General features: G+C 61.4%; 23 protein-coding genes and 1 riboswitch. Of the genes, 14 read left to right on the top strand and 9 right to left on the bottom strand.

Features of this window, described 5'->3' with window-relative positions; translation table 11 throughout:
* Positions 1–93: 93 nt before the first annotated feature.
* Together M0H32_RS18910 and M0H32_RS18905 are read right to left on the bottom strand one after the other, a co-directional pair.
* A complete protein-coding gene (locus M0H32_RS18910; protein ID WP_248156716.1) occupies positions 94–528 on the bottom strand; it encodes a 6,7-dimethyl-8-ribityllumazine synthase in 435 nt (144 codons plus the stop codon).
* A 71-nt stretch (positions 529–599) separates the two neighbouring features.
* Positions 600–744: riboswitch (FMN riboswitch) on the bottom strand.
* Between the two features lie 135 nt (positions 745–879).
* The gene (locus M0H32_RS18905) at positions 880–1,071 is read right to left on the bottom strand and encodes a hypothetical protein (protein ID WP_248156715.1); all 192 of its coding nucleotides are present in this window, start codon (positions 1,069–1,071) and stop codon (positions 880–882) included.
* A 97-nt stretch (positions 1,072–1,168) separates the two neighbouring features.
* Between M0H32_RS18905 and M0H32_RS18900 the strand changes: the two genes are divergently transcribed.
* From M0H32_RS18900 to M0H32_RS18885, 4 genes are all read left to right on the top strand, one after another.
* Positions 1,169–2,110: a LysR family transcriptional regulator gene (locus M0H32_RS18900; RefSeq protein WP_248156713.1), complete on the top strand. Its 942-nt coding sequence runs from the start codon at positions 1,169–1,171 to the stop codon at positions 2,108–2,110.
* 168 nt (positions 2,111–2,278) lie between these two features.
* The gene (locus tag M0H32_RS18895) at positions 2,279–2,983 is read left to right on the top strand and encodes a phosphatidylserine decarboxylase (protein ID WP_248156712.1); all 705 of its coding nucleotides are present in this window, start codon (positions 2,279–2,281) and stop codon (positions 2,981–2,983) included.
* 67 nt (positions 2,984–3,050) lie between these two features.
* The gene (locus M0H32_RS18890) at positions 3,051–3,863 is read left to right on the top strand and encodes a CDP-alcohol phosphatidyltransferase family protein (RefSeq protein ID WP_345779348.1); all 813 of its coding nucleotides are present in this window, start codon (positions 3,051–3,053) and stop codon (positions 3,861–3,863) included.
* 89 nt (positions 3,864–3,952) lie between these two features.
* A complete protein-coding gene (locus M0H32_RS18885; protein ID WP_248156710.1) occupies positions 3,953–4,702 on the top strand; it encodes an SDR family oxidoreductase in 750 nt (249 codons plus the stop codon).
* Positions 4,703–4,876: 174 nt separating this feature from the next.
* Here the strand turns inward: M0H32_RS18885 and M0H32_RS18880 are convergent, their stop codons facing one another.
* The 4 genes from M0H32_RS18880 to M0H32_RS18865 form a co-directional block, all read right to left on the bottom strand.
* Positions 4,877–5,830, bottom strand: coding sequence for a helix-turn-helix domain-containing GNAT family N-acetyltransferase (locus tag M0H32_RS18880; RefSeq protein ID WP_248156709.1), 954 nt, complete (start codon positions 5,828–5,830; stop codon positions 4,877–4,879).
* 406 nt (positions 5,831–6,236) lie between these two features.
* Positions 6,237–10,199 (bottom strand): efflux RND transporter permease subunit, encoded by a 3,963-nt coding sequence (locus tag M0H32_RS18875; RefSeq protein ID WP_248156708.1) that lies wholly within the window; start codon positions 10,197–10,199, stop codon positions 6,237–6,239.
* A complete protein-coding gene (locus M0H32_RS18870) occupies positions 10,196–11,299 on the bottom strand; it encodes an efflux RND transporter periplasmic adaptor subunit (RefSeq protein ID WP_248156707.1) in 1,104 nt (367 codons plus the stop codon). Before M0H32_RS18870 ends, M0H32_RS18875 begins: the two co-directional genes overlap by 4 nt.
* Before the next feature lie 27 nt (positions 11,300–11,326).
* A complete protein-coding gene (locus M0H32_RS18865; protein WP_248156705.1) occupies positions 11,327–11,884 on the bottom strand; it encodes a PadR family transcriptional regulator in 558 nt (185 codons plus the stop codon).
* 301 nt (positions 11,885–12,185) lie between these two features.
* Here M0H32_RS18865 and M0H32_RS18860 point away from each other — a divergent pair, with 301 nt between their 5' ends.
* Positions 12,186–12,560, top strand: coding sequence for a hypothetical protein (locus M0H32_RS18860; protein WP_248156703.1), 375 nt, complete (start codon positions 12,186–12,188; stop codon positions 12,558–12,560).
* 30 nt (positions 12,561–12,590) lie between these two features.
* Here M0H32_RS18860 and M0H32_RS18855 read toward each other — a convergent pair whose 3' ends face one another.
* On the bottom strand, positions 12,591–12,740 hold the full coding sequence (locus tag M0H32_RS18855) for a hypothetical protein (protein ID WP_248156701.1): 150 nt from the start codon (positions 12,738–12,740) through the stop codon (positions 12,591–12,593).
* A gap of 294 nt (positions 12,741–13,034) precedes the next feature.
* On the opposite strand from M0H32_RS18855, the gene M0H32_RS18850 reads away from it, so the two are divergent.
* Complete coding sequence (locus M0H32_RS18850; protein ID WP_248156699.1) at positions 13,035–13,457, top strand: hypothetical protein; 423 nt, start codon at positions 13,035–13,037, stop codon at positions 13,455–13,457.
* Positions 13,458–13,461: 4 nt separating this feature from the next.
* Here the strand turns inward: M0H32_RS18850 and pcaF are convergent, their stop codons facing one another.
* Together pcaF and M0H32_RS18840 are read right to left on the bottom strand one after the other, a co-directional pair.
* The gene (pcaF, locus tag M0H32_RS18845; RefSeq protein WP_248156697.1) at positions 13,462–14,667 is read right to left on the bottom strand and encodes a 3-oxoadipyl-CoA thiolase; all 1,206 of its coding nucleotides are present in this window, start codon (positions 14,665–14,667) and stop codon (positions 13,462–13,464) included.
* A gap of 118 nt (positions 14,668–14,785) precedes the next feature.
* On the bottom strand, positions 14,786–16,189 hold the full coding sequence (locus M0H32_RS18840; RefSeq protein ID WP_248156695.1) for a mannose-1-phosphate guanylyltransferase/mannose-6-phosphate isomerase: 1,404 nt from the start codon (positions 16,187–16,189) through the stop codon (positions 14,786–14,788).
* Between the two features lie 163 nt (positions 16,190–16,352).
* On the opposite strand from M0H32_RS18840, the gene M0H32_RS18835 reads away from it, so the two are divergent.
* The 8 genes from M0H32_RS18835 to der all read left to right on the top strand — a co-directional run bounded on the left by M0H32_RS18835 (position 16,353) and on the right by der (position 24,039).
* On the top strand, positions 16,353–17,192 hold the full coding sequence (locus M0H32_RS18835) for an ATP-binding cassette domain-containing protein (RefSeq protein ID WP_248156693.1): 840 nt from the start codon (positions 16,353–16,355) through the stop codon (positions 17,190–17,192).
* The gene (locus M0H32_RS18830; protein ID WP_248156691.1) at positions 17,182–18,009 is read left to right on the top strand and encodes a metal ABC transporter permease; all 828 of its coding nucleotides are present in this window, start codon (positions 17,182–17,184) and stop codon (positions 18,007–18,009) included. Before M0H32_RS18835 ends, M0H32_RS18830 begins: the two co-directional genes overlap by 11 nt.
* The gene (locus tag M0H32_RS18825; RefSeq protein WP_345779345.1) at positions 18,006–18,413 is read left to right on the top strand and encodes a Fur family transcriptional regulator; all 408 of its coding nucleotides are present in this window, start codon (positions 18,006–18,008) and stop codon (positions 18,411–18,413) included. Before M0H32_RS18830 ends, M0H32_RS18825 begins: the two co-directional genes overlap by 4 nt.
* A gap of 102 nt (positions 18,414–18,515) precedes the next feature.
* Entirely contained in the window at positions 18,516–19,649 is a 1,134-nt protein-coding gene (locus tag M0H32_RS18820; RefSeq protein ID WP_248156689.1) for a Gfo/Idh/MocA family protein, read from the top strand.
* Between the two features lie 99 nt (positions 19,650–19,748).
* Positions 19,749–20,330: an NnrU family protein gene (locus tag M0H32_RS18815; protein WP_248156686.1), complete on the top strand. Its 582-nt coding sequence runs from the start codon at positions 19,749–19,751 to the stop codon at positions 20,328–20,330.
* A gap of 200 nt (positions 20,331–20,530) precedes the next feature.
* A complete protein-coding gene (locus tag M0H32_RS18810) occupies positions 20,531–21,214 on the top strand; it encodes a tetratricopeptide repeat protein (RefSeq protein ID WP_248156684.1) in 684 nt (227 codons plus the stop codon).
* On the top strand, positions 21,211–22,563 hold the full coding sequence (locus M0H32_RS18805) for an outer membrane protein assembly factor BamB family protein (protein ID WP_248156682.1): 1,353 nt from the start codon (positions 21,211–21,213) through the stop codon (positions 22,561–22,563). Before M0H32_RS18810 ends, M0H32_RS18805 begins: the two co-directional genes overlap by 4 nt.
* Before the next feature lie 48 nt (positions 22,564–22,611).
* A complete protein-coding gene (gene der / locus M0H32_RS18800) occupies positions 22,612–24,039 on the top strand; it encodes a ribosome biogenesis GTPase Der (protein ID WP_248156680.1) in 1,428 nt (475 codons plus the stop codon).
* Positions 24,040–24,059: the final 20 nt, after the last annotated feature.

Below are 24,059 nucleotides of genomic sequence, written 5' to 3'. Positions count from 1 at the left end.
AAGGGTTCGGGTATTCCCAACGATGAAGGTTTCCTGGGGCTCCGCTTTCGAGGAGATGACACGGGGATTGGGCCAGCGCTCCCAAATCCTATCTCAGGCGCCAATCTGTTCCTTGAACTTGCCGATCTTCAGGGCGGCTTCGGCGGCTTCGCGTCCCTTGACCACGAAATGCTCGCGGTAAATGCCCATGTGGTGTTCGGTTTCCTGGAAATGGTGCGGCGTCAGCGAGACGGACAGGACCGGCACGCCGGTCTCGAGGCCGGCCTGCATCAGCCCGTTGACGACGGCACTCGCCACGAAGTCATGCCGGTAGATACCGCCGTCGACCACAAGCGCCGCCGCTGCAATGGCGGCGTATTTGCCGGTCTTCGCGAGATCCTTGGCGGCCAAGGGCATTTCGAAGGCGCCCGGAACGTCGAAAACATCGATCTGGTCGGCGGGGATAACCTCTTGAAAGCCGGCAAGGGCCTGGTCGACGATTTCGGAATGCCAACCGGCTTTGATGAAGGCATAGCGGGTGTGTGTCATCTGTGATCTCCCTGTTCGCGACACGTCACCCAAGGCGATCACATGCGTCTCGTGCCACAGCGTGGCCCGAACACAGTTTCTCTTTCATCCGGACTGTCACCGTCGGCTCAGGAATTGCACCTGATCTGCTGACCCTTCAGTTGGAAGGCGCTCGCGGGCTTGCAGCCGTGGCCGCTTACCGCCGGTGGGGAGTTTCACCCCGCCCTGAGAACGGAGCGTATTTGGCAGGCCCCAGGCCATAGGGCAAGAGGCGACTTTGCAGATTGACGGACTAAACCGGTTTGCGTGGCGCTGGAAGTTCCGGCACCAGGCCGGCCGTTTGGCTACGGCCGGCGGTTGTCGGAAGAGGACTTATGCCGCCCGATGGTGCGCTTCGTCCCGGTCATTGACCGGGGCCAGGCCGGCAAATGGGTCTTTCCCGGCAGGCCCGCGCCCTTTGAAGGGGCTCTGAACCAGCCCAGACAGGGCCCGGGCGAGCGCGCGCAGTTCCTGGTGACGGAGGGCTCTTGCGCGCTGTTCATATTTGTCGTGGGTATGCAACATGGCGGTCTCCTTTTCATTTGCTGACAGGAATATGGCATGTTGCGCTTGTTCGAATAATCTGGGTAAAATCGAAATCATTTTTCGAAAGAGTTGAATAATGAGATTGGAAGATCTCCAGTTCTTCGTGCGCATCGCCGAGCTTGGCAGCATGTCAGGTGCGGGCCGGGAAATCGGCCTGTCGCCGTCGGCGGCGAGCACGCGCCTGAGCAGTCTGGAAAAGACCTTCGGCGCGCAGCTGTTCGCGCGCACCACCCGGCGCACCGCCTTGACGGAAGCCGGCCGGGTCCTGCTGCAGCACGCCCGGGCGGCGATCGACGAGATCGGTCAGGCCAGATCGATTCTGGAAGCGTCCACCGAGGCACCGCGCGGCTCCCTGCGGATTTCCTGCAATACCTTCTTTGGCCGCAAGCATGTGCTGCCGCATCTTGTCGAATTCAGATCGCTCTATCCGGATATCCAGATCGAGATTGAAGTCTCCGATACGATCGTGAATGTCATCGAGGACGGCTATGACATGGCGATCCGTGGCGCGCCGCTCGCCGATTCCACTTTGCTGTCACGGCGGCTGGGGGGCAATCCGCGCGCCTTGTGCGCGTCGCCGGATTACATTGCGCGCAAAGGCATACCGAAGACACCTGAAGATCTGGCCAATCACGATTGTATCGCCATGGCATCCGTTCCGGTCTGGTATTTTACCGGTCCGGAAGGCGAGGTTGCCTATGAGGTCCAGAACCCGGTCATCAAGGGCGACAGTGGCGACCTGACCTATGATGCTGCGATCTACGGCCTTGGCCTCAGCCTCAAATCGCTGGCCCATGTCTGGGAGGATCTGCGCGATGGCCGGCTCGTGGCGGTGATGGAGGACTACAAGATTGCCAGGACCGGTGGGATCTGGGCGGTCTATCCGCCAAGCCAGTTCGTGCCGCCCAAGGTGACCGCCTTTGTCGATTTCCTGATCTCCAAATATGGCCGTCCACCCTATTGGGATACGGACTACAGGGCGCCGGAGGCGGCAAAGTTGGGGGAAAGGCCGCGTTGACCCGCGTGATTTTCCGCGAAAACCGGTTCTCTTGGCGGGAAAAAGCCTCTAGAAGCGAACACAACAACAAGCGCAACAGGTGCAGTTCGGGCGGCGGCGTCGCCTAGTAGGAAGAGCCAACGCCCGGCCGCTGTGCCGGAGCCACCTGTTCTGGAACCGGATAGAAGTATGTCGATAGTTGATTCCGTCACCAAGGCCATGGTCCCGATCCACCGGGAAGGCTGGCCGTTCATTGCTATCGCCCTGGTGGCGACCCTGGTGATCGGGTATTTCATCAGCCCACTGTTCTGGATCGGTCTCCTGCTCACCGGCTGGGTGTGTTATTTCTTCCGCGATCCGCAAAGGGTCACCCCTGTCGGTGACGGTCTTGTCGTGTCTCCGGCCGACGGGGTCGTCAGCCTGGTCGGCCTCGCGCGTCCGCCCGCGGAACTGGAGCTCGGCACCGAACCCTTGATGCGGGTGTCGATTTTCATGAACGTTTTCAACTGCCATGTGAACCGGGCGCCAATCGGCGGCAAGATCCTCCGGGTTGCCTATCGGGCCGGGGAATTCCTGAATGCCGAACTCGACAAGGCCAGCGAGCAGAACGAACGCAACGGTCTGGTGATCGAGGCGGGGGACTCGCAGATCGGCGTCGTTCAGATTGCCGGTCTAGTCGCGCGCCGGATCGTCTGTTTCGTCCGGGAAGGGGAGAGCCTTTCCGCCGGTGAGCGGTTCGGCCTGATCCGGTTCGGGTCGCGGCTCGACGTCTATTTCCCGGCCGGCACGCAGCCGAAGGTAGCGCTCGGCCAGACCATGATTGCCGGTGAAACCGTGCTGGCCGACCTGTCGCAGCCGCAAGGCCCGGCACAGACCCTGACCCGCGTGAGCTGAGACAGCCGTGACCCAGTCGCCCGACCCGAACCTCGAAAAGAAAAACCAGCCGCCGCGGTTCCGGCGGGTGCCGCTGCGCCTGATCATCCCGAACATGGTAACCCTGCTGGCGCTGTGTTCCGGCCTGACCGCCGTACGCATGGCCTTCGAGGGACGCTGGGAGTTCGCGGTCGGCGCGGTGCTGGTCGCCGCCGTCCTGGATGGACTGGACGGCCGGGTCGCCCGCATGATGAAGGGCACGTCCCGTTTCGGCGCGGAACTGGATTCGCTCTCGGATTTTGTCAATTTCGGCGTCACGCCCGCCCTGATGCTCTATCTCTGGATCCTCAAGGACGCCGGTAATCTCGGCTGGATCGCGGCTCTGATCTTTTCCATTTCGGCGGCTCTGCGTCTGGCGCGCTTCAATGTCGCCCTGGACGATCCGAACAAGCCGGCCTGGGCGTCCCGCTTCTTCACAGGCGTGCCTGCACCGGCGGGCGCCCTGACAGTGCTCCTGCCGCTCTATCTGGATTTTCTCGGCCTGTTTCCGCACTGGTTCGCGGATGAGGCGTTTGTCGCCGCCTATACCATTGCCATTGCGTACTTGCTGATCAGCCGGTTGCCGACCTTTTCCGGCAAGACCCTGGGCACAAGGGTCCGCCGCGACCTTGTGCTGCCACTGTTTGTCTTTGCCGTTCTGATTGTCGCTCTGACCGTCAGCTATCCGTTCCGCATGCTTGCGGGCGGCGCCGTTCTCTATCTCCTGACGATCCCGTTCTCCTGGCGGGCACACCGCAAACTGGTGCTGGCGGACGCCGGCATGGCAATCGACGATGACGGCGATGAATGCGACACCGATCTCGACGATCTGGCCGACCGTGACAAGGACCACGGTGGTTAGCAAGGGCCGGACGGGGTCTCGCAAATCGGGTTTCTGAAGGCGGTTTTCTGGTTCAATTAGATCTCCTCAACAAATTGAGGAGACGGACTATGTTGCATGGAAAAACCATACTGATCACCGGTGCCAGCAGTGGCATCGGCGCCGCTGCCGCGCGTTTGCTCGCCGAGGCAGGCGCCAATCTGATGCTCGCTGCCCGCCGCGAGGACCGGCTGGAAGAGGTCCGGGCGTCGCTGCCCAACGCTTCGAACCGGGTCGCGCTCTTTGTCGGCGATGTCACTGACAAGAGTTTTTCGGAAGCCTCGGTCAAGGCGACGCTCGATGCCTTTGGCGGTCTGGACGGTGCTTTCAACAATGCCGGCACACTGGGCGATATGGGGCAGGTTCCCGAGATGAGCCTGGACACCTGGCACCATGTGATCGCCACCAATCTCGACAGTGCCTTTCTGGCGGCGAAATACCAGATTCCCGCGATGCGCGCCCGCGGCGGCGGCTCCATCGTGTTCACCTCGTCCTTTGTCGGCCACACGATCGGATTTCCGGGAATGGCGGCCTATGCGGCCGCAAAGGCCGGCCTGATCGGGTTGACCCAGGTTCTGGCCGTGGAACACGGACCGGAAAACATCCGCGTCAATGCGCTGCTTCCTGGGGGAACCAAGACCGAAATGGCGGGCGACGATCCGGCCTTTCACGAATATGTGGCGGGGATCCATGCCCTGAAGCGCATGGCGGAGCCGGACGAGATCGCCCGGGCCGCCGAATTTCTGCTGTCTGATGCGGGCTCCTTCGTCACCGGCTCCGCCATGCTGTGCGACGGCGGCAATTCGGTCACGAAGGGGTAACAAGCCCCGATAACCCGTTGCCATCTCCGCAAAAGCGGGGACCCAGGAGCCTACACAGCAGGCTGTTTGCATGCGGCCGGTGCCCGGGACTCGTGGGTCCCGGCTCTCCGCTGCGCTTCGGCCGGCATGACAATATGGGAAGGAGCCACGCGGGAGCGAAACTCCGACCCCGGATCATGCTGGCCGTTTGCGGATGAACATCTGTTCCGTGACCGCTTTGCCCCACTGGTCGCCGACATATTCGTCGGCCAGCACAAAACCGTTTTTCTCGTAAAGCGCGCGGGCGGCTTCCAGGCCCTTCAGGGTCCATAAGTGGATCTCGTCGAAGCCGTGCCGGTCGCAATGCTCCAGGGCCTTGGCCAGAAGCACCTTGCCAAGGCCCTTGCCGCGCAGCCGTTCCGAGAGAATAAACCAGCGCAAATGGGCAATCTTGCCGCCGAGGTCCTCTCCGTCGATCGTGATAGACCCGATCACTTCATCACTTTCGACAACGCTCCAGCTGTTGTTGACCGGGTTGCCGACCCTTGGCATGAACTCGGCCATCGCCTTGGCGACGACACTTTCAAAGGTCGGCCCCATGCCGACAATATGCCCATGGGTGCGCCCGTGCATGGCGGCGATGTCGCCGATCATGCCGGTCTGGTAGCCCTCGACTATCGTGAAGTCCGGTGCAGGCACCCTGATGTCGTCCGTGGGTGTTGAAAGGGCTTCCGCGTAGGCGGTCATCGAGCTTGCAATTGTCTCGGCGCGCGCACCGCCGATCCTGGAAAGCGCCCCCAGGGCCTGATCGTTGCCGAACTTGTCGATCTTGGCGAACGTTTCCCGGCCGGTCTCGGTCAGGCTCAGACCGAAGCTGCGACCGTCCGCCTCCAGGCGGGTTTGCAGGATCTCGTTCCGGGCCTCCAGCGACTTGAGCAGGCGGCTGATGGTCGACTTCTCCAGCTTGAGTTTTGCCGACAGGTCCTTGGCGGTGATGCCCGGATGGAGGCCGATTTCCATGATGGCGTGGACGCCTGAACCGGAGAGGTCCGTGCCGGCGATCGTCTTGTCCAGAAAACCGAATTCCCGGACCATCTGGCGGGACGCGGCGCGGATTTCATGGACAAGGGTGGGGGAGGGTGTTGTCATGGTGAAACTCATTTAGTTGTAGAATGCAACTATATGAGCTTTGGCGCAGCGTGGCAAGGGGGATGCAAAACAAATGTTCACCCGGCGAGGCAAGGCAGGCGGATGACGTGATCCTGTTGGGAGTGGCGATGAGGCGCGTCATACACGTCGTGTCATCCCCGACAAGCGAAGCGCGATCGGGGACCCACTCGTTTCCAGAGCTGGCGAAAGAGGCTGCGCGTCTCGGAGAGGTTTGACCCTTTACCGCAGATCAAGTCCGTTGAGACGTGGATTGGGTCCCGGCTCAAGGCCGGGATGACTCGGTGCCGTGTGCCGGGCCAAATTAAATCCGGTGTATGGTCATCTATCCAGCGAACAAACAAAAAGGCCGCCGAAAACGGCGGCCTCTTGTTGGAGGAGCTGAAACTCATTCCGCGGCGTGCGGAAGTTCCTCCTGCGGGGGGACTTTCGGAACGGACGGCTTGGGCATCGCTACCACCTTGGCCGCCGGGCGCTCCTGTTCCTGTTGCGGATCCGTCCACTCGACGTCCTGGTCGGCGTCCGGCTCCACGGTTCCGGTTTCCGGCGCCGTGTTCACGGCCGGCTGGTGCCGGTTCTTGTTCCAGACCCAGATCGCCATGACCGACTTCACCCAGGTGCTGGGCAGCGCGATCATGACCGGGATCATGATCAGGGTCAGGATCGTCGAGAAGGCCAGGCCTGCGATCACCGCCGTGGACAGCTGGATCCACCAGATGGCTGTGATGCCGCCGACCGCGATCGTCTGGCTGAAGAAGTCCAGGTTGACGGCGGTTGCCATCGGGATCAGGCCGACGATCGTCGTGATCGTGGTCAGCAGGATCGGACGAAGCCGCTGTCCGGAGGTCTTCAGTATCGCGTCCAGCGGCTCGAACCCGTCTTCCCGGAACCTGTTGTAGGTATCGATCAGAACGATGGCGTTGTTCACGACGATACCCGCAAGCGCCACGACGCCCGTGCCGGTCATGATGATCGAGAATTTCTGTCCCGTCAGCAGCATGCCCAGAAGCACACCCATGACCGACATGATCACCGTCGAGAGGGTCAGGAAGGTCTGATAGAACGAGTTGAACTGGGTCAGCAGGATCAGGAACATAAGAAACAGCGACGCGATCATCGCCTTCATCAGGAACTCGCCCGATTCCTTCTGGTCCTCATCCGCGCCGCGGAACTGCAGGAACACGTTGTCCGGGAAGGTCTGCGTGTCCAGCCAGGCGCTCAGCTCCTTGACCTTGGCGTCCACCGTCACCGGATTGCCGTCAGCGTCCAATGCTTCCTTGTCGACACCGGCCTTCAGCATCATCGAATAGAGCCCGTCGCGGCGCACGATCGAAGACACTTTCTGCTCCGGCGCCCGGTCGATGAAATTGGCAATAGGCACCAGGCCGAGCGCCGTCTGAAGACGCAGCTGGTCGAACCGGTCGAGCGTGCGCTCGTCGGCCGGAAGCCGGACACGGATGTCGACTTCGTCCTCGGAATCGGTCGGGCGGTACTTGCCGATCAGTACACCGTTGGTGACCAGCTGGACCATGTTGCCGACCGAACCGATACCGGCCTGGTAGCGGCCCGCCTGTTCGCGGTCGATGGTGATCTGCCATTCGATGCCGGGAAGGGGACGGCCGTCCTCCTGGTTCTGAAGATGCTCCATCTGGTCAAGATGTGAGCGGATTCGCGCGACCTGCGCCACCATGGTGTCGTAGTCCGTCGACTTGACTTCCAGCTGGATGTCCTTGCCGGTCGGAGGCCCGCCCTCGATCTTGCGGGTTTCGACCTTGATGCCAGGAATGTCGGCGGTCCGGTCGAGGATCTCGGCAAAGATCTCGTTGGCCTTCCGGCGGCAGCAGTATTTAGCCAGTTCCAGGGTCATTTCACCGACCACGTCATCCGGCTTGTCCTGCACGCCGCCGATGAAGTTCGGGCCGCTGCCGCCACCCGGCGGGAAGGCGGAGGTGATGACATTCTGGATGCCTGCGGTCTGAAGCACTTCGGCTTCCACCTGCTTAACGATCTCCAGAGACTCCGCCGCGGACATGTTGCCGCGCGCGGACACCAGGACAACCGCCTGATCCGGTTCCTCGTCGACGAAGAACTCGACCCCGGTCGGATTCGACGAAAACGCCGCGAAGATCGCAAAGCAGCTGCCCAGAACAAATACCAGCGTCAGGATATTGCCGATGGGGTTGCCGGCCAGCAGTTTGAGATGTCGTACATAAAGACCCGTGAAACCCTTCACGGTGCCGGTGTCGAACTGAAGGTCTGAAGGCTTGCCGTTGTCAGCGGACGAGGTCCGGCTGCCGAATCCCAGTCTGAGGCGTGCGCCGTCAAACAGTCCTTCCAGCAGGTGCACCGCAGGCGACATCATCCGGTAGGCCGCCCAGATGGCCGCCAGGGTGAGCCCGCAGACGACCAAATAGAAGGCAGTCTCCAGCGCGATCGAATGAGACAGGACTTCAAGCGGCTGCGAAAGCCCGGCCAGGAAGGTCAGGATCGACTCAACAGGACCCGTGATGACACCTGGCTTGTTCGTCGCCAGGAAGTATCCGAAAGCGAGCGCAAACCCGACGGCGACCATCTCGAACGCCAGCGAGACGAAGGTCACCGGGCGGTAGGTCTTTTCAGGCTGGCCTTCTTCCGCCTCGGCTTCGAGCGCGGCCCGTTCCCGGCGCCAGCGCACGAACGGACGCAGCACGGCGTAGGATGCGATCGAAACGACGAAGAACGTCGCCACGCAAACGAGAGCGAGAATCGAAACTGTGGCAACCATCGCCTCGGGCTCGAGAGACAAGCCGAAGGCCATCAGGACGAATTCCGCCGCGGATCCCGCAAACACCAAGCCGAAGACGACAGCCAGCACACCTGCAGCATTGCGCTCCATGAAGTGCGTGATGGTCGCGAAGATGTAGCCGGTGACCGGCAGGAACACCATCGCGGTCAAGAGTGCCGCCGTCAGGACGATGATCACCATGATCGGCAGGTAGCTCATGAACTCGCCGGCAACGCCGGGCCACAACAGCATCGGCAGGAAGGCCACCAGGGTCGTCGCCGTGGACGAGACAATCGGCCAGAACATCAGCCGCGCGGCCCGGATATAGGCCTCCCGTTCCTCCATGCCGTCATGGACCTTGCGGTCGGCATATTCGACCATAACGATGGCACCGTCGACGAGCATGCCGACGGTCAGCACGAGGCCGAACATCACCATGATGTTCACGGTGTAGCCAAGACCCGACAGGATCAGGAAGCCGACCATGAAGGAGGTCGGAATTGCGAGACCGACCAGCAGCGCGGAGCGCAGGCCGAGCGCCGCCAGGACCAGGATCATCACCAGGAAGATGGCGGTCATGATCGAGGATTGCAGTGAGCCGAGAACCTCGAAGATGTTCGACGACATGTCGATCATGTAGTCGACCTTGATCGTCTCCGGCCAATCCTTGGTGGCTTCATCGACAACGGCCCGGATCGCCAGGTTGTTTTCGATGATGTTGGTGCCGATCCGCTTGGTCACGTCCAGCGCGATGGCCGGATTGCCGTTCACGCGCGTATAGGAACTGGCGTCCTTGAAGGTCCGCCGGATCTCGGCGACATCGCTCAGCGTAACGACACCTTCGCCGGACTGCTTGATCGGCAGGGAATAGACGTCGAGCGCGGTCTCGATCAGGCCGGGCACCTTGACGTTGAACCGGCCCTGACCGCCGTCGATGAAGCCTGCGGGCACGAGCTGGTTGTTGTTCGACAGCGAGGTCAGCAGTTCCTGCTGGGTGATCGCGTAGGACTCCAGCTTCTGGGAGTCGATCAGGACTTCCAGAACCTCTTCGCGGTGACCTTTCAGGTCCGCCGAACGCACGGTGTCGATTGCCTCGACCTGGTCCTTCAGGCGGCGTGCATGCTGGTACAAGGTCCGCTCGGGCACATTGCCCGACAGGGCAATCGTGATCGTTGGCACCAGGGCGAAGTTGGTTTCGGAGATCGTCGGCTCTTCAGCGTCCGCCGGAAGCTTGCCCTTGGCGGAATCGACCTTGTCGCGCACATCCGCCATGGCTTCGTCTTTGTCGAAGGAAATATCGAACTCAAGAACGATGCCGGCATGGCCTTCCGACGCGATTGCTGTGATTTCCTTCAGGCCGTCAAGGCCGCGCAACTCGGTTTCCATGGGACGGATCAGCAGGCGTTCGGCGTCCTCCGGCGAAATGCCCTGCTGGGCAATCGACACGTAGAACACCGGAACGTCGATGTCCGGGCTGTCTTCCTTGGGAATGCTGATATAGCTGAACACACCGGCGACAAGCAGCGCCAGCATCAGCACGAAAACCGTTTTGGGGCGCCGGAGGACGCCTTCAAGCATGTCTATCATTGGGTGACCTCTGCGGTCTCAAAAACTGGTTCTACAATTTCGCCGTCGCCGACATATTCCTGGCCGACGACAATGACGGAGACGGTTTCCGGCAGGCCCGAAATCCACAGACCGTCCTGCTCGCCGCCCAGCACCTTCACAGGGTAAAACACACTCTTGCTGTCGTCCCCGACCGCGCGCACGCCAACCTGACCGGCGTCATTCAAGGTCAGCACAGCCGGCGAGATCTTGTGTGCCTTCTCAACGGGAAGGGCCAGCCGGGTGACGGCGGTCACGCCGTCACGGGCCTTGCCGTCCGGGTTGGGCAATTCGACCTCGATACGAAACGTCCGTGTGTCCGGATCGGCGGAGGGCGAAATGTAACGGACCGTGCCCTGCATGGTTTCGCCGGTGACCAGGTCGACCTCGGCCGGCATGTCCCGCGAGATCTGGCCGACATTGAGTTCGGAGACCTGGCCGATCGCGATCATCGGGTCGGAATTGACCACGGTCGCGCAGATGCCTCCGCTGTTGAGCTGCGCGCCGATATCGGCCATCGGGCTTTCGATCACGCCGTCGATCGGGGAGCGGATCACCGTGTGTTCGATTTCCAGCTCGGCTTCCTTCAGGCGGGCCTTCGCGGCGTCAAGCTGTGCCTGGGTGGCGGCAGCGCGCGTCTGTGCGGTATAGCCCTTGGTGGCGAGCTGTGAGGCTGCCGCATGATCCAGTTCCGCCTGTGCAAGCGCAGCCTTTGCTTCCAGAACGTTGGCTTCCCGCGTGCCCTTGTCGAGGACACACAGAACATCCCCGGCCGAAACCCGCGCGCCTTCGCGAGCCGGACGCTCGACAACATCATCGCTGGTTTCAGAGCGAACGGCGACCTTTGCTTCGGCCTCGGTCCGTCCACGAATTTCAAGAATGGCCTGACGGTCCTGGGCGACCAGACGCTCGACCTTGACCCGGAAGGTGCTGTCCGAGGCCTGCGCGGTCCGCTCCGCCGGTGCCGGCACCGCATTCTCGCCATCGCCGACGCCGCCGATCACGGTGGTGCCGTTGGCCATCCAAAGACCGATGCCGACGGTCACGCTCGCGGCCAGAAGATAGGAAAATTTCACTCGCATTCTTTCAAACTCCAAAAAACGTCAGGCCTACTCGGCGGCCGCCGGGAGGGGGCGGGCCGCGTCTTCGGCAATCTTGATCAGGGCATCGCCGTGCTCTTCCAGATAGGCGAGGGTAAAGTTCATGCAGGCTAAGCCGTAATCCCGGGTCCAGCTTGATCCGGGATGCGAACATTCCTGTCCCTCCTCGCAGCTGGTCAGAAGGCGCAGTTCCTCCTGCACCTGGGCCTTGCGCCGCTCCAGGGCCCGCCGGATGACGCCGGGAGGCAGCTGGGCAGCGTTGAGGGCAATCAGCAGAAACGGGGATTTGAACGTGTCGGCAGCCTGGGGCTCGCACAGCGAATTGATGAACTCGGTGCGGCCGGCCTCGGTGATGGAATACACTTTGCGGGCAGGTTTGCCGGCTTGCGGTTCTTCGCGCACGGTGACCATGCCTTCGGCTTCCAGGCGGGCCAGCGCCGGATAGATAGAGCCGAAGCTGGCATCTTCGAAATAGCTGAAGCGGCCCTCGGTGGATTCCTTCCGGATTTCATATCCGGTGGCATCTCCGAAGGACAGGATCGCAAGGCAGAGGCTGCGTACACTCATCTAAGGCTCCGAACCGGAAGCGTCCCCCCGGCGTGACAGGCTTCCAAGAACCAGCCTGCCGGCTTGAGCAGGCGTCGCTGTATTGTCAGAAGTGTCATGTAATGGATCGATATATCGAACAAATATATATTGTTCCGCTATTGATCAAGGGTGCGTCGCACAAAATTTTTGGAATGATGAACAAATTCTGAGCCTGGAAACCGGTGCAAGCCCCTCGTTTAATTGACAGCTTGTTGGCTGCCGCGAAACGGTTCTAAGCTCTTTTCATGACAGTTTGCTGGCGAAGCATGGAGTTCTCAGGATGACCGGACCCAGAAAGGTGCCTATGCGCATCGCCTTGCCCAAGGATCCTCTGTTCCGCTTGCTGGCGATCAACGGGCTTGCGGGGATCGGCATTGCGGGCCTGGTCCTCGGAGGCATTTTCGCCGCCAATATCGGCAATCTCAGGGATCTCGTATTGGCCGCGGACAATCCGGTTCTGCCCGTCGTCATGCTGGCTTTTGCTCTGGTCATTACGCTCGGATCGGTCGTGATCGGGTCGGCAATCATGCTTCTGGGAGAAACCGGCGGTCAGGGTGGCGGTTCAGGCAAGCGCCGCCCGATCCGGTTGGTGCGGAACCTGAGGCCCATTCCGGTGACGGCACCGGCACAAGTCCGACGCGGCCTGCACCGCTGAATCTGCCGTGCGTGAGGGCTGTTATTTACTTCACTTCAAGCTGTGCTGAAGGTGCGAGGGCGCACGCGCGAAGCCGTTTGATTTGGGGCCAAAATCCGCAAAGAGGGTCATGGCCGCGGCCGTGAGCAGAAGCAACAATCCGGCGGACGAGAGCTTCATCTCTTCTGTCCTTTTCATCATGACGGCCTCCGTTTGCGATGTCGGCTTGTACACTCATAGGCTCTAATCTCCCGGTAACACGTCCTGTAAAATTTTACGGACCGGCAATTTTAACGATCACGCTTACGGAACCGGTGAGGGGTGGTCCACAACCAGGTTTTAGCGCTGAGACCCTGACGCGTTGCCTCCCTGCACACGTTAACCACAACCTAGAATAAAACCTATCAGAGCACGTTGCCCCGGTTGCGGGCAAAACGCCGATCCTGTACGACCAAGAGCGGGTTAATTATTTGTTAACCAAATCTTGGGGTTGCAATGAGATATTTTGTTAGAAACTTGCATGTCTATGTATTTGCTTTGGTTTCGGTTCTGGCGGCAGTATGGGTCGCCAACAACCCGGTGGAGACGCTGCGTCAGTTGCGGCCGCTGGTTGAAGATGCGGCCGAACTGAACGCGCTTGCCCAGGGGGCCTATCAAGAGGTCAGTGAGCTGAGCTTGAAGGACACGACCGACGAGGCGGTGTCGCTGTTTGTTGCGACTATGCGAATGCCGACTCTGCTGTTTGAGCGGCTGGCGGAGAAACTCGATGCGGTCGAAAAAGACCTCAATCGGCGCAAAAGCGCAAAAGCCGTGAGCGAGGCGCAAACCCTCCTCGTTCATAAGGTTGTCGTCACCGACGTGCAGTCCGAGAGTAGTGAGGGCCTGACATCCAGGCCTCAACATCTTCCCCGGATCTGATCGCTCAGACGGCTGCCAGCGCGATGGCGATGCCTTGGCCGACGCCGATGCACATGGTCGCCAGAGCCAGCTTGCCGCCACGTTTTTTCAGTTCAAGCGCCGCCGAACCGGTGATCCGGGCCCCGGACATGCCCAGGGGATGACCGAGCGCGATGGCACCGCCATTCGGATTGACGAAATCGCCATCCTCCGGCAGGCCCAGATCGCGCAGCACAGCAATTCCCTGGGCCGCAAAGGCTTCGTTCAGTTCGATCACGTCGAATTCCGACAGGGCAAGGCCATATTGGGCACAGAGTTTCCGGGTCGCGGGGGCGGGGCCAATGCCCATGATGCGCGGCGGCACGCCGGCTGTCGCGCCGCCAATAATGCGGGCGATCGGTGTCAGATTGTGTTTTTCCACGGCGGTCTCGGACGCAATCAGCAGAGCCGCTGCGCCATCATTCACGCCCGAGGCATTGCCGGCGGTGACGGAACCGTTTTCCCGGAACGGCGCCTTCAGCCCAGCGAGTTGCTCAAGCGTCGTGCCGGCACGCGGATGTTCGTCCATGTCGACCAGGACCGGATCTCCCTTGCGCTGCGGGATCATCACGGGAACGATTTCTTCGGCAAACCGGCCACTTTCCTGAGCCGCCACGGCGCGTTGCTGGCTGCGCAACGCAAAGGCATCCTGATCGGGCCTGGAAATCGAGAAGTCCTCGGCCACATTCTCAGCCGTCTCGGGCATGGAATCGATGCCGTACTGGTTTTTCAGGAGCGGATTGACGAAGCGCCAGCCGATCGTGGTGTCGAAAATTTCCGCCTTGCGGGAAAAGGCGGTGTCGGCCTTGGGCATCACCAGCGGCGCGCGCGACATGCTTTCCACGCCGCCGGCAATCGCCAGCTCGATTTCACCGCTCTTGACCGCGCGGGCGGCTGTAATCACGGCATCCATGCCGGATCCGCACAAGCGATTGAGCGTCAGACCGGGCACCGTGTCCGGCAGGCCTGCAAGCAGCGACGACATGCGGGCGACATTGCGGTTGTCTTCACCGGCCTGGTTGGCACAGCCGTAAAAAACGTCGTCGACGGCGGTCCAGTCCACGTCCACATTGCGTTCCATCAACGCGCCGATCGGAATGGCACCGAGATTGTCGGTCCTGACTGAGGACAGCTTGCCGCCGTAGCGGCCGATCGGCGTGCGCACGTAGTCGCAGATATAAACGTGATGCATGGTTCCTCCCAGACCGCCACTTTCCCTGACCCCCGCGGACACATTGGCCAGGATCGCGAGCAAGTCTTGCCGGATTTCATCGGGCAAGGCAAGACGCGTCACAGAAAGTGTCGGAGTTTTATGATTTTTGTGATGGTTCTGAATGCCGGAGAATGTCGTCTTCGGCAAGATAAGTGCCGGACTGAACCTCGATCATGCGCACCGGGATTTTCCCCGGATTGTGCAAGGTGTGTTGCGCGCCGAGCGGCACATAGGCGGACTGGTTTTCGCTCAACAGCGATGTCTGACCATTGATGGTGATTTCGAGCGTGCCGGAGACCACGACCCAATGCTCCGCCCGATGAAGATGGCTCTGGAGGCTGAGCCGCTTGCCGGGCTTGATCAACATCGACTGAACCGCAAACCGGTCGCCTGAATTGATCCGCTCGGTATAGCCCCATGGCTTGTAGATGCGCGGGTGCCGGTCGACCTCGTCGCGGCCTTCGGCCTTCAACTGCTCGACAACCGTCTTGACGTCCTGGGCGCTGTCCTTGTGAGCAACCAGAACGCTGTCCGTGGTCGCGATCACCATGACATCTTTCAGGCCGATCACGGACACCATACCCCGTTCGACATAGGCGAGACTGTCGGAACTGTTCAGGAAACGGGCATCGCCAAGCGCGCTGTTGCCGTTCTCGTCTTTGTCCAGAACCGACCAGATGGCCGACCAGGATCCGAGATCGTCCCAGTCAGGAGCCACCGGGGCGCAGGCGACATTCTCAGCCTTTTCCATGATGGCATAGTCGATGGAGATATTGTCCAGTCCGGCGAAGGCTTCCTCATCAAGACGTGTGAAATCCAGATCGCCGTGACGGGTTTTCATAACCTCGACGATATCCTTGTAGAGGTCGGGCTGTAGCTGCTGGAACGCCTCGATCATCGATTTGGCCGCATAAAGAAAAATGCCGGCATTCCAGACGTAACCGCCATCCTCCAAGAAGGCCTCGGCCTTGGCCTGGTCCGGCTTCTCGACAAATGCCTCCACCGGCCTGACCGCGCCGCTCCCGGGCGCGACGCGAATATAGCCATACCCTGTATTGGGCTCCGTCGGCTGAATACCAAAGGTGACGATCTGTCCGCTTCGGGCAGCGTCCTCGGCCAGGCGGACCGTGTCGATAAAGACGTCTTCCTTACCGATCAGGTGATCGGAAGGCAGAAGCAGGACCAGGGCGTCAGGATCTTCTTCCGCCGCGATCATCGCGGCCATCAGGGCAGGGGGGGCGGTATTGCGGCCGACGGGTTCGAGAAGAATCGATCCGGCTTCCAGGCCAAGCTCGGCAAGCTGCTCGCCAACCAGAAAACGATGGTTGTTGCTGCCGATCACGATCGGTTTGGAGAACCCTTCACGATTGATCCGCTTGCAGGTTTTCTGAAACAGGCTTTCGCCACCGAACAATGGAAGAAATTGCTTGGGCCGGTCGGTTCGCGACAGGGGCCAAAGGCGCGACCCCACCCCACCGGACAAGATACAAGGAAAAATCATTTCAAGGTCCCGTGTTCCCACCGCATTGTTGCAGTGCATTCCAATCGTTCGGCCAGTGTGGATTACCGGCTGGACGGTTGCAAGCCAAGCACTTGATGGATAAATGTGTAATAATGTTACGCGATCCGATCGCGCCCATTGTGCTGAGCAGGCTTTCACCATCATGCAACATCCGGAAACCGGACTGGTCCAGTTGAACCGCGCTGGCATTCGAAAAGGCAGCCAGTGGCTTGTGCGGGGTGTCGATCTGACGGTCAGGCCCGGCGAGATCGTCACGTTGATCGGCCCAAACGGCTCCGGCAAGTCCACCACGGCAAAGCTGGCGCTCGGCATATTGAAGCCGACCGAAGGCCGCGCCGACCGGCGGCCCGGCCTGAAAGTCGGATATGTGCCGCAGAAGTTGGCCATCGACTGGACCCTGCCACTCACCGTCGCCAGGTTCCTGCGTCTGACAAATCCTTTGTCCGAGGCGGCCTGCCGGGAAGCCCTGGCAAAAACCGGGGCCGAGCGGCTGTTGCGTGCCGAGATGCGGTCCCTGTCCGGGGGAGAGCTTCAGCGGGTCATGCTGGCGCGGGCGATTGCACGCCATCCCGACCTGCTGGTGCTCGACGAGCCCGTGCAGGGCGTGGACTATTCCGGAGAGATTGCGATTTACGATCTCATCAGCGATATCCGCGGCACGCTCGGCTGCGGCATCCTGATGATCTCGCACGACCTTCATGTGGTCATGGCCCAGGCCGACCAGGTGATCTGTCTGAATGGCCATGTGTGTTGTCGCGGCACCCCGTCCGAGCTCAGCCAGAATGACAGTTACCATGCTTTGTTCGGCACGCGCGGCAACGCCGCGCTTGCCGTCTATGAGCATCATCACGACCATGTGCATTTGCCGGACGGCATGGTGCGCCACGCGGATGGCTCCATTTGCGGGGACTGCGCCGGGGAACACCACGAGCATGGTCACCAGAAGACGCCGGAAACGGGCGGGCTGCGCGATGCTGGATGATTTCTTCACGCGTGCGATGATCGCCGGCATCGGAGTTGCCCTGGTGGCCGGCCCGCTCGGCTGTTTCATCGTCTGGCGTCGCATGGCCTATTTCGGCGATACCCTGTCCCACGCGGCCCTGTTGGGGGTCGCCTTGTCGCTTCTCCTGAACGTCAACACCATGGTCGCGGTCGGCGGGGTGTCGGTTATCCTTGCCGCCTTGCTGATCCTGCTGCGCCGTCGAGACACTCTGTCGTCCGATGCGATTCTGGGGCTGCTGTCGCATTCCGCGCTGGCACTCGGATTGGTCTGCCTGGCGTTCATGACATGGGTGCGCATCGATCTGCTCGGCCTGCTCTTCGGCGATATCCTCTCTGTAACGCGGCTGGACATCGCCCTGATCTATATGGGCGGTGCGGTGGTGCTGGCGCTTCTGGTGCTGATCTGGCGGCGCTTGTTCGCCGCGACGGTCAGCCCGGATCTCGCGGCAAGCGAAGGTCTCCGGCCGGAGCGGACGGAGTTGGTGTTCATTCTGCTCACCGCCATCGTGATCGCCATCTCTCTCAAGGTCATCGGTGCGCTGCTGATCACGGCCCTGTTGATCATTCCGGCCGCCGCCGCGCGGCGTCTGTCCAGTTCCCCGGAACAGATGGCGGTGATTGCCGCGCTTGCCGGCGCTGCCGCGGTTGCCGGCGGATTGTACGCCTCCCTTCATTACGACACGCCGTCCGGCCCATCGATCGTGGTCGCGGCCATGGCACTGTTCCTTCTCAGCCTTGTTCCCGGGGTCCAAATCGTGAGAAGGATGTTGGCGCCGACACAAGGAGACCGTTCGTGACCGCCGAGGCTCATCCCACGCTGACAAAGAACCAGAAACTGGTGTTCGGATCGCTGTCGGGCGCGGGCGGCCCCTTGACCGCCTACGCGATCCTCGACCTGTTGCGGGACAGCGGTTTCCGGGCGCCTCTGCAGGTCTACCGGGCGCTCGACAAGCTTGTCGAATACGGGCTGGTGCATCGCCTGGAAAGCCTCAATGCCTTTGTCGCCTGCAGTCACAAGGGCTGTTCCGGCCATGGCACGGCTGCGTTTGCGATCTGCGAAAAATGCGGCCTGGTCAGCGAATTCACACCGGACAAGGCCATAGAGGCGCTGCGGGCCTGGACCAGGGATGAAGGTTTTCATCTGTCCAGAACCACGATCGAGCTGCGCGGAACCTGCCGCACTTGTGCCGGTGTGTCGTAGGCGCGGCGTTCCCTCCTCGATTACAGCCCTCGTCTGTCAAGATTTCACAACCTCGCGCCTGGAATGGTCTAAGCTGTGTCGACACGCGACGTGGAGGCACCAATGGCGGATGAGTTGGGCATCGGCATCATCGGATGCGGTACGATTTCAAAAACCTATCTCGATCTGGCACCAAACTTTGCCGGGCTGGAAATCCGCGCCTGTGCGGATCTGAACAGGCAGGCTGCAGAGACCCGGGCGCGGGAATACGGGCTGCGGGCCGAAACGGTGCACGACCTTCTTCTGGCGGACGATATCGATCTCATCGTCAATCTGACCGTTCCGGATGCCCATTACATGGTCTCTCACGAGATCCTGGTTCACGGCAAACATGTCTATTCTGAAAAACCGCTGGCTTTGTCGCTGCGTGACGGCAAGGCTTTGAGCGATCTGGCGCGCAAGAAAAAGCGGCTGATCGGCTGCGCTCCGGACACGTTTCTCGGCGGTGCGCATCAGACGGCCAGGGATGTCATCGACCGCGGCCTAGTCGGCGACATCGTCGGCGGCACTTGCCATGTCATGAGTCACGGCATGGAAGACTGGCATCCAAATCCGGACTTCTTCTTCAAGCAGGGCGGGGGCCCGATTCTCGATCTCGGCCCCTATTACATCGCCAGCCTGTTGAACCTCATCGGTCCGGTGAAGAGGGTGGCGGGGCTGTCCTCGTCGGCCTCCCGGACCCGGACTATCGGCTGTGGCGCGCGCAAGGGCGAGCGGATCAGTGTAGAGACACCGACCACAATCCATGCCCTTTTGGAGTTTCAGAACGGAGCGCCGGTGACCTTGACCGCGAGCTGGGACGTCTGGGCGCACGGACATGCTCCGATGGAGCTCTACGGAACCAAGGGGTCTCTGTTTCTGCCGGACCCGAACTTTTTCGGCGGCGAGGTGATTCTGACGAGCGCCTCTGGCGAAACGCGGCGTTTCGACGGTGCGGCGCACCCCTTCGGGGTCGAGAATGTCGACGACAATGGTGTCAAGCGCGCCAATTACCGGGCGGTGGGGCTGGCCGACATGGTCCGCGCGGTGCAGAGCGGCGGCGGCTACCGCTGCTCTCTCGACCGGGCGCTGCACGCTGTCGATGTCATGGTCTCGATCCTCAAATCCGGCGAAACCGGTGGTTTTGTCGATGTCGAACTTCCCGCGACCCGGCCGGAAGCCCTTGGAGCCGCTGAGGCAGCCGAACTGTTGCGTTGATCGGAGTTGCAGGCGCACCGGCAGCCTCCTATGTTCCGCCTGCGGTGATGGGTGTCTGACCATTGCCGAGCCGCTTGCGGGCAAAGAGGGAGAGCGGACATGACTTTGTTGATTGCCGGGCTGGTGCTGTTTTTGGGGATACACACACTGCCCATGTTGCCGGCCACGCGCGCCGGGCTTGTCTCCAAACTGGGCGAGAATGGTTATAAGGGGCTCTATACGCTGGTCTCTTTTGCCGGTTTTGGCCTGATTATCTACGGCTATGGCCTGGCCCGGTTTGACGGACCGCCGATCGTCTATGATCCGCCGTTCTGGCTGCGACATGTCACCATGCTGCTGATGGTGCCGGTATTTGTTTTTCTCGTCGCTGCCTATGTGCCGAGCCGGATCAAGAAAACCCTGAAACATCCGATGCTGGTGGCGGTGAAGCTGTGGGCCTTTGCGCATTTGCTCGCCAATGGCGACCTGGCATCCGTGCTTCTGTTCGGTGGATTTCTGGCCTGGGCGGTCGCTGACCGCATCTCGGTGAAACGGCGCGGACCGGGCGCCGGTCAAGTCGCCGCCGCGGCGGGCGATCCGGGAAAATACTCCGATGTTGTCGTGATTCTGATCGGCCTTGCGCTCTATGGGCTCTTTGTCTGGAAGTTGCATGCCTGGCTGATCGGCGTGCCGGTCGGCTGACACGGTGAATTTGGGGCGAAAAAACCACCGGAAATCCGTAATTTGCCGGATATTGCCCCACTTGCGCCACGAAGGACCGTTTTAAGCCCGGTCAGGGAATTGCCCGAGCCGGATCAAATGGATAATGTGCGCCACTCAAAAAGGGGCGATGCGCGGCCTCTTTGCCGCGCAAATGAAGTGAATGCAGGAACTGGACACGCATGTCTGACATTTTTCGTGAAGTCGATGAAGATATCCGCCAGGAAAAATACCGTCGGCTTTGGGACCGCTTTGGTCCCTGGGTGATCGGCGTTGCGGTCCTGATCGTGGTTGGCACCGGCGGCTATCGCGGCTGGCTCTACTGGGAAGAGCAGCAATCCCAAAGCGCCGGAGACACATTCTTTGATGCTGTCCAATTGTCTGAAGAGGGCAAGTACGAGGAAGCGGCTGCCCTTTATGGAGAACTCGAGGGCGCAATCGGCTCCTATCCGGCGCTGGCGCAGCTGCGGCGGGCTACCGACCTCGCCAATTCCGGCGAAACCGAAGCTGCTCTGACGGTCTTCGACGCGGTGTCGCGCGACAGCGCTCATCTGGAAGGCGTGCGCAATGTCGCCGCGCTGCGGGCTGCCTATCTGGCCGTGGATCAGGAAGATTACGCAGCCGTCGCGGACCGGATCGAACGTCTCACCGAAGCCTCCGATCCCTACCGATCCGCTGCACGTGAACTTCTCGCTCTAAGCGCCTGGAAAAACGGTGAAATCGCGAGCGCGCAGCAATGGATCACCGCCCTTGAAGAAGATGCTGAAACGCCGGGCGACGTTTCCCGCCGGGTGAGCATCCTCAAGGATCTAATCCGGTCCAGCAACGGCGATGTTCAGGCGGACAGTGAAGGAACCGATCAGTGAGTGTTGTGACCGTTTCTCGCCGCAAGCGTGGATTGTTCGGTGTTCTGGCGCTGTCGCTCGCGCTGACCGGCTGCGGCTCCGTCAGCGATTTCGCCGGCAACATGAACCCGTTCAACCGTGACAAGATCCTGCCGGGCGAGCGCCAGCCGGTGTTTGACGGCGCCGATCCGGCTGCTGTTGCGCAAGCGCAATCCGCGAAGGTCGGAGCGGCAACCGGAGGCCAGACCTGGACGACGGCCGGCGGCGGCCTGACTAATGACCCGGGCAATGTGGCGGTCTCTGTTTCGGGCAACCGCGCCTGGCGCTCACAAGTGGGCTCTTCCGGGCGCGGCCTCACCTCATCCGCCTTGCGCCTGTCGGCGCGTCCGGTGAGCGACGGCAGCCGGATCTATGTTTACAAGCCCAACGGTGAAGTGGTTGCCCTGTCCACCGGCGGCGGCCGGCAATGGACCCAGAACCTGCGCCCCGAGGGCGAACGTGACGTCGGCCCTGGCGGCGGCGTGACCGTTGCCGGCGGTGTGGTCTATGCGGCGACCAGCTATCGCCAGGTGGCGGCGCTGGACGCCGGCTCCGGCCGCGAAATCTGGAAAGTCGATATCGACACGCCGGCGCGCGGTGCTCCCGTGGCCGGTGCGGGCCATGTCTTCGTCGTGTCCCAGTCCAATGAAGTCTACGCGCTCAACCAGTCGGACGGCTCCGTTGCCTGGACTTATGCCGGCATCGAGGAAACCGCCGGACTGTTGTCCGCGGCCAACCCGGCCATTGCTGGCAACCGTGTGGTGGTGCCGTTCTCGTCCGGTGAGATCATGGCGATCAACATCAAGGACGGCGAGCCGGCCTGGATCGACGGCGTTTCCCGGGGCTTCAGGACGCTTGCCCTGTCCGGACTTGCCGACGTATCCGCCAGCCCGGTTGTGGCCGGCAACACGGTCTATGCCACAGGAGTTTCCGGACGGACCGTGGCCGTTGACCTGCGCACCGGCCAGCGCCGCTGGGAACAGAATCTCGGCTCCGTGCATACGCCGGTCGTTTCCGGCAGCGCGCTGTTCATGGTCGATCTCGACGACCGCATGGTTGCGCTGAACCTGAAAGACGGTGAAACCCTCTGGGCAACCGCCTTGCCGCGGCCGGAGAAAAAGAAAAAGCGTCGCAACTGGGCCGGGCCGATCCTCGCCAATGGTGCGCTGGTCGCCTTTTCCAGCGATGGCCAGATCGCGATCGTCGATGCGACGTCTGGAAAAACCATGTTGACGCAGCGGACCAATACGGATGTCTATGTCACGCCGATCGTTGCCGGTGGACGTGTCGTTGTGCTCACCGGAAATGACGGCGTCGCTGCCTTCAACTAAGATGTGAGGACGGGCCCGAGAGAGGCCCGCCTATCAGGAGAAACTGCTGTGGGCGCTACTGTCGCCATTATCGGACGGCCGAATGTCGGCAAGTCCACCCTGTTCAATCGCCTGGTCGGTAAACGCCTGGCGCTGGTCGACGACACCCCGGGTGTCACGCGCGACCGGCGGCCAGGCGATGCCCGTCTGGGCGATCTGCGCTTTACCATCGTGGATACGGCCGGCCTTGAAGACGCCGACAAGAGCTCTCTGGAAGGCCGTATGCGCCGCCAGACCGAGGATGCGATCCAGACCGCCGATGCCGTGCTGTTTGTAATCGATGCCCGTGCGGGCGTTACGCCGCTCGATGCGCATTTTGCTGAAGTTGCCCGCAAGACCACCCGTCCGGTGATCCTGCTGGCCAACAAGGCGGAAGGTCGGGCCGGCGAAAGCGGTCTTTATGAATCCTACTCCCTCGGTCTCGGCGAGCCGATCGCCATTTCGGCCGAACATGGCGAAGGCCTGGCCGATCTTTATGACGCGCTGAAGCCGCATGTCGATCGGGTCACCGAGGAAGAAGAGGCCAAGCGCGAAGAAGCCGTAACCAATGTCGATGTCGACGAGGACGGTGAGATCGTTGACGACGAAGAACCCGTCGGCACCAGGGAGCGTCCGCTTCGGGTTGCCATTGTCGGCCGTCCGAATGCCGGCAAATCCACGCTGATCAACCGCATGCTCGGCGAAGACCGGATGCTCACCGGTCCGGAAGCCGGCATCACCCGCGATTCTATCTCCGTCGACTGGTCCTGGCGCGATCGGCATATCAAGCTGTTCGACACGGCTGGTATCCGCAAGAAGGCCCGGGTCCAGGAAAAGCTGGAAAAGCTGTCCGTTGCCGACGCGCTGCGTGCGATCAAATTCGCCGAGGTGGTCGTGATCACGCTCGACGCGACCATGTCCTTCGAGAAACAGGACCTGCAGATCATCGATCTTGTCGCGCGTGAGGGCAGGGCGCTCGTGATCGCCATCAACAAGTGGGACCTGATCGAGGACCGCGAGGCCGCCTGGAAGAAGATCCGCGACGCCAACGAGCGCTATTTCAACCAGATCCGCGGCGTGCGTATCGCCACGCTGTCGGGCCTGCAGGGCCAGGGGATCGACCGGCTGGTGGAAAGCGTCTTCGACGCCTACGAGGCCTGGAACGCGCGCGTCTCCACTTCCAAGCTGAACCGCTGGCTGGACAAGGTGACTGCGAACCATCCGCCTCCGGCCGTTGCAGGGCGCCGGGTCCGGCTGCGCTACATGACCCAGCCCAAAACGCGGCCGCCGCATTTCGTGGCCTTCTGCTCGCGACCGGAGCAATTGCCGGAAAGCTATACGCGCTATCTCGTCAATTCCCTGCGGGAAACCTTTAATATTCAGGGAACGCCGATCCGGCTGTCCTATCGCAAGGGGGAGAACCCCTATGCTCCCAAGAAAAAGCGAAAGATTCAGTAGCTGGAGCAGTTCCGCTCCGG

It is taken from the genome of Roseibium sediminicola, from assembly GCF_023156505.1.
In the GTDB taxonomy this organism is placed as follows: domain Bacteria; phylum Pseudomonadota; class Alphaproteobacteria; order Rhizobiales; family Stappiaceae; genus Roseibium; species Roseibium sediminicola.
Note: the sequence above shows the minus strand (reverse complement) of the source record. Positions and strands in the feature narration are given on the sequence as shown.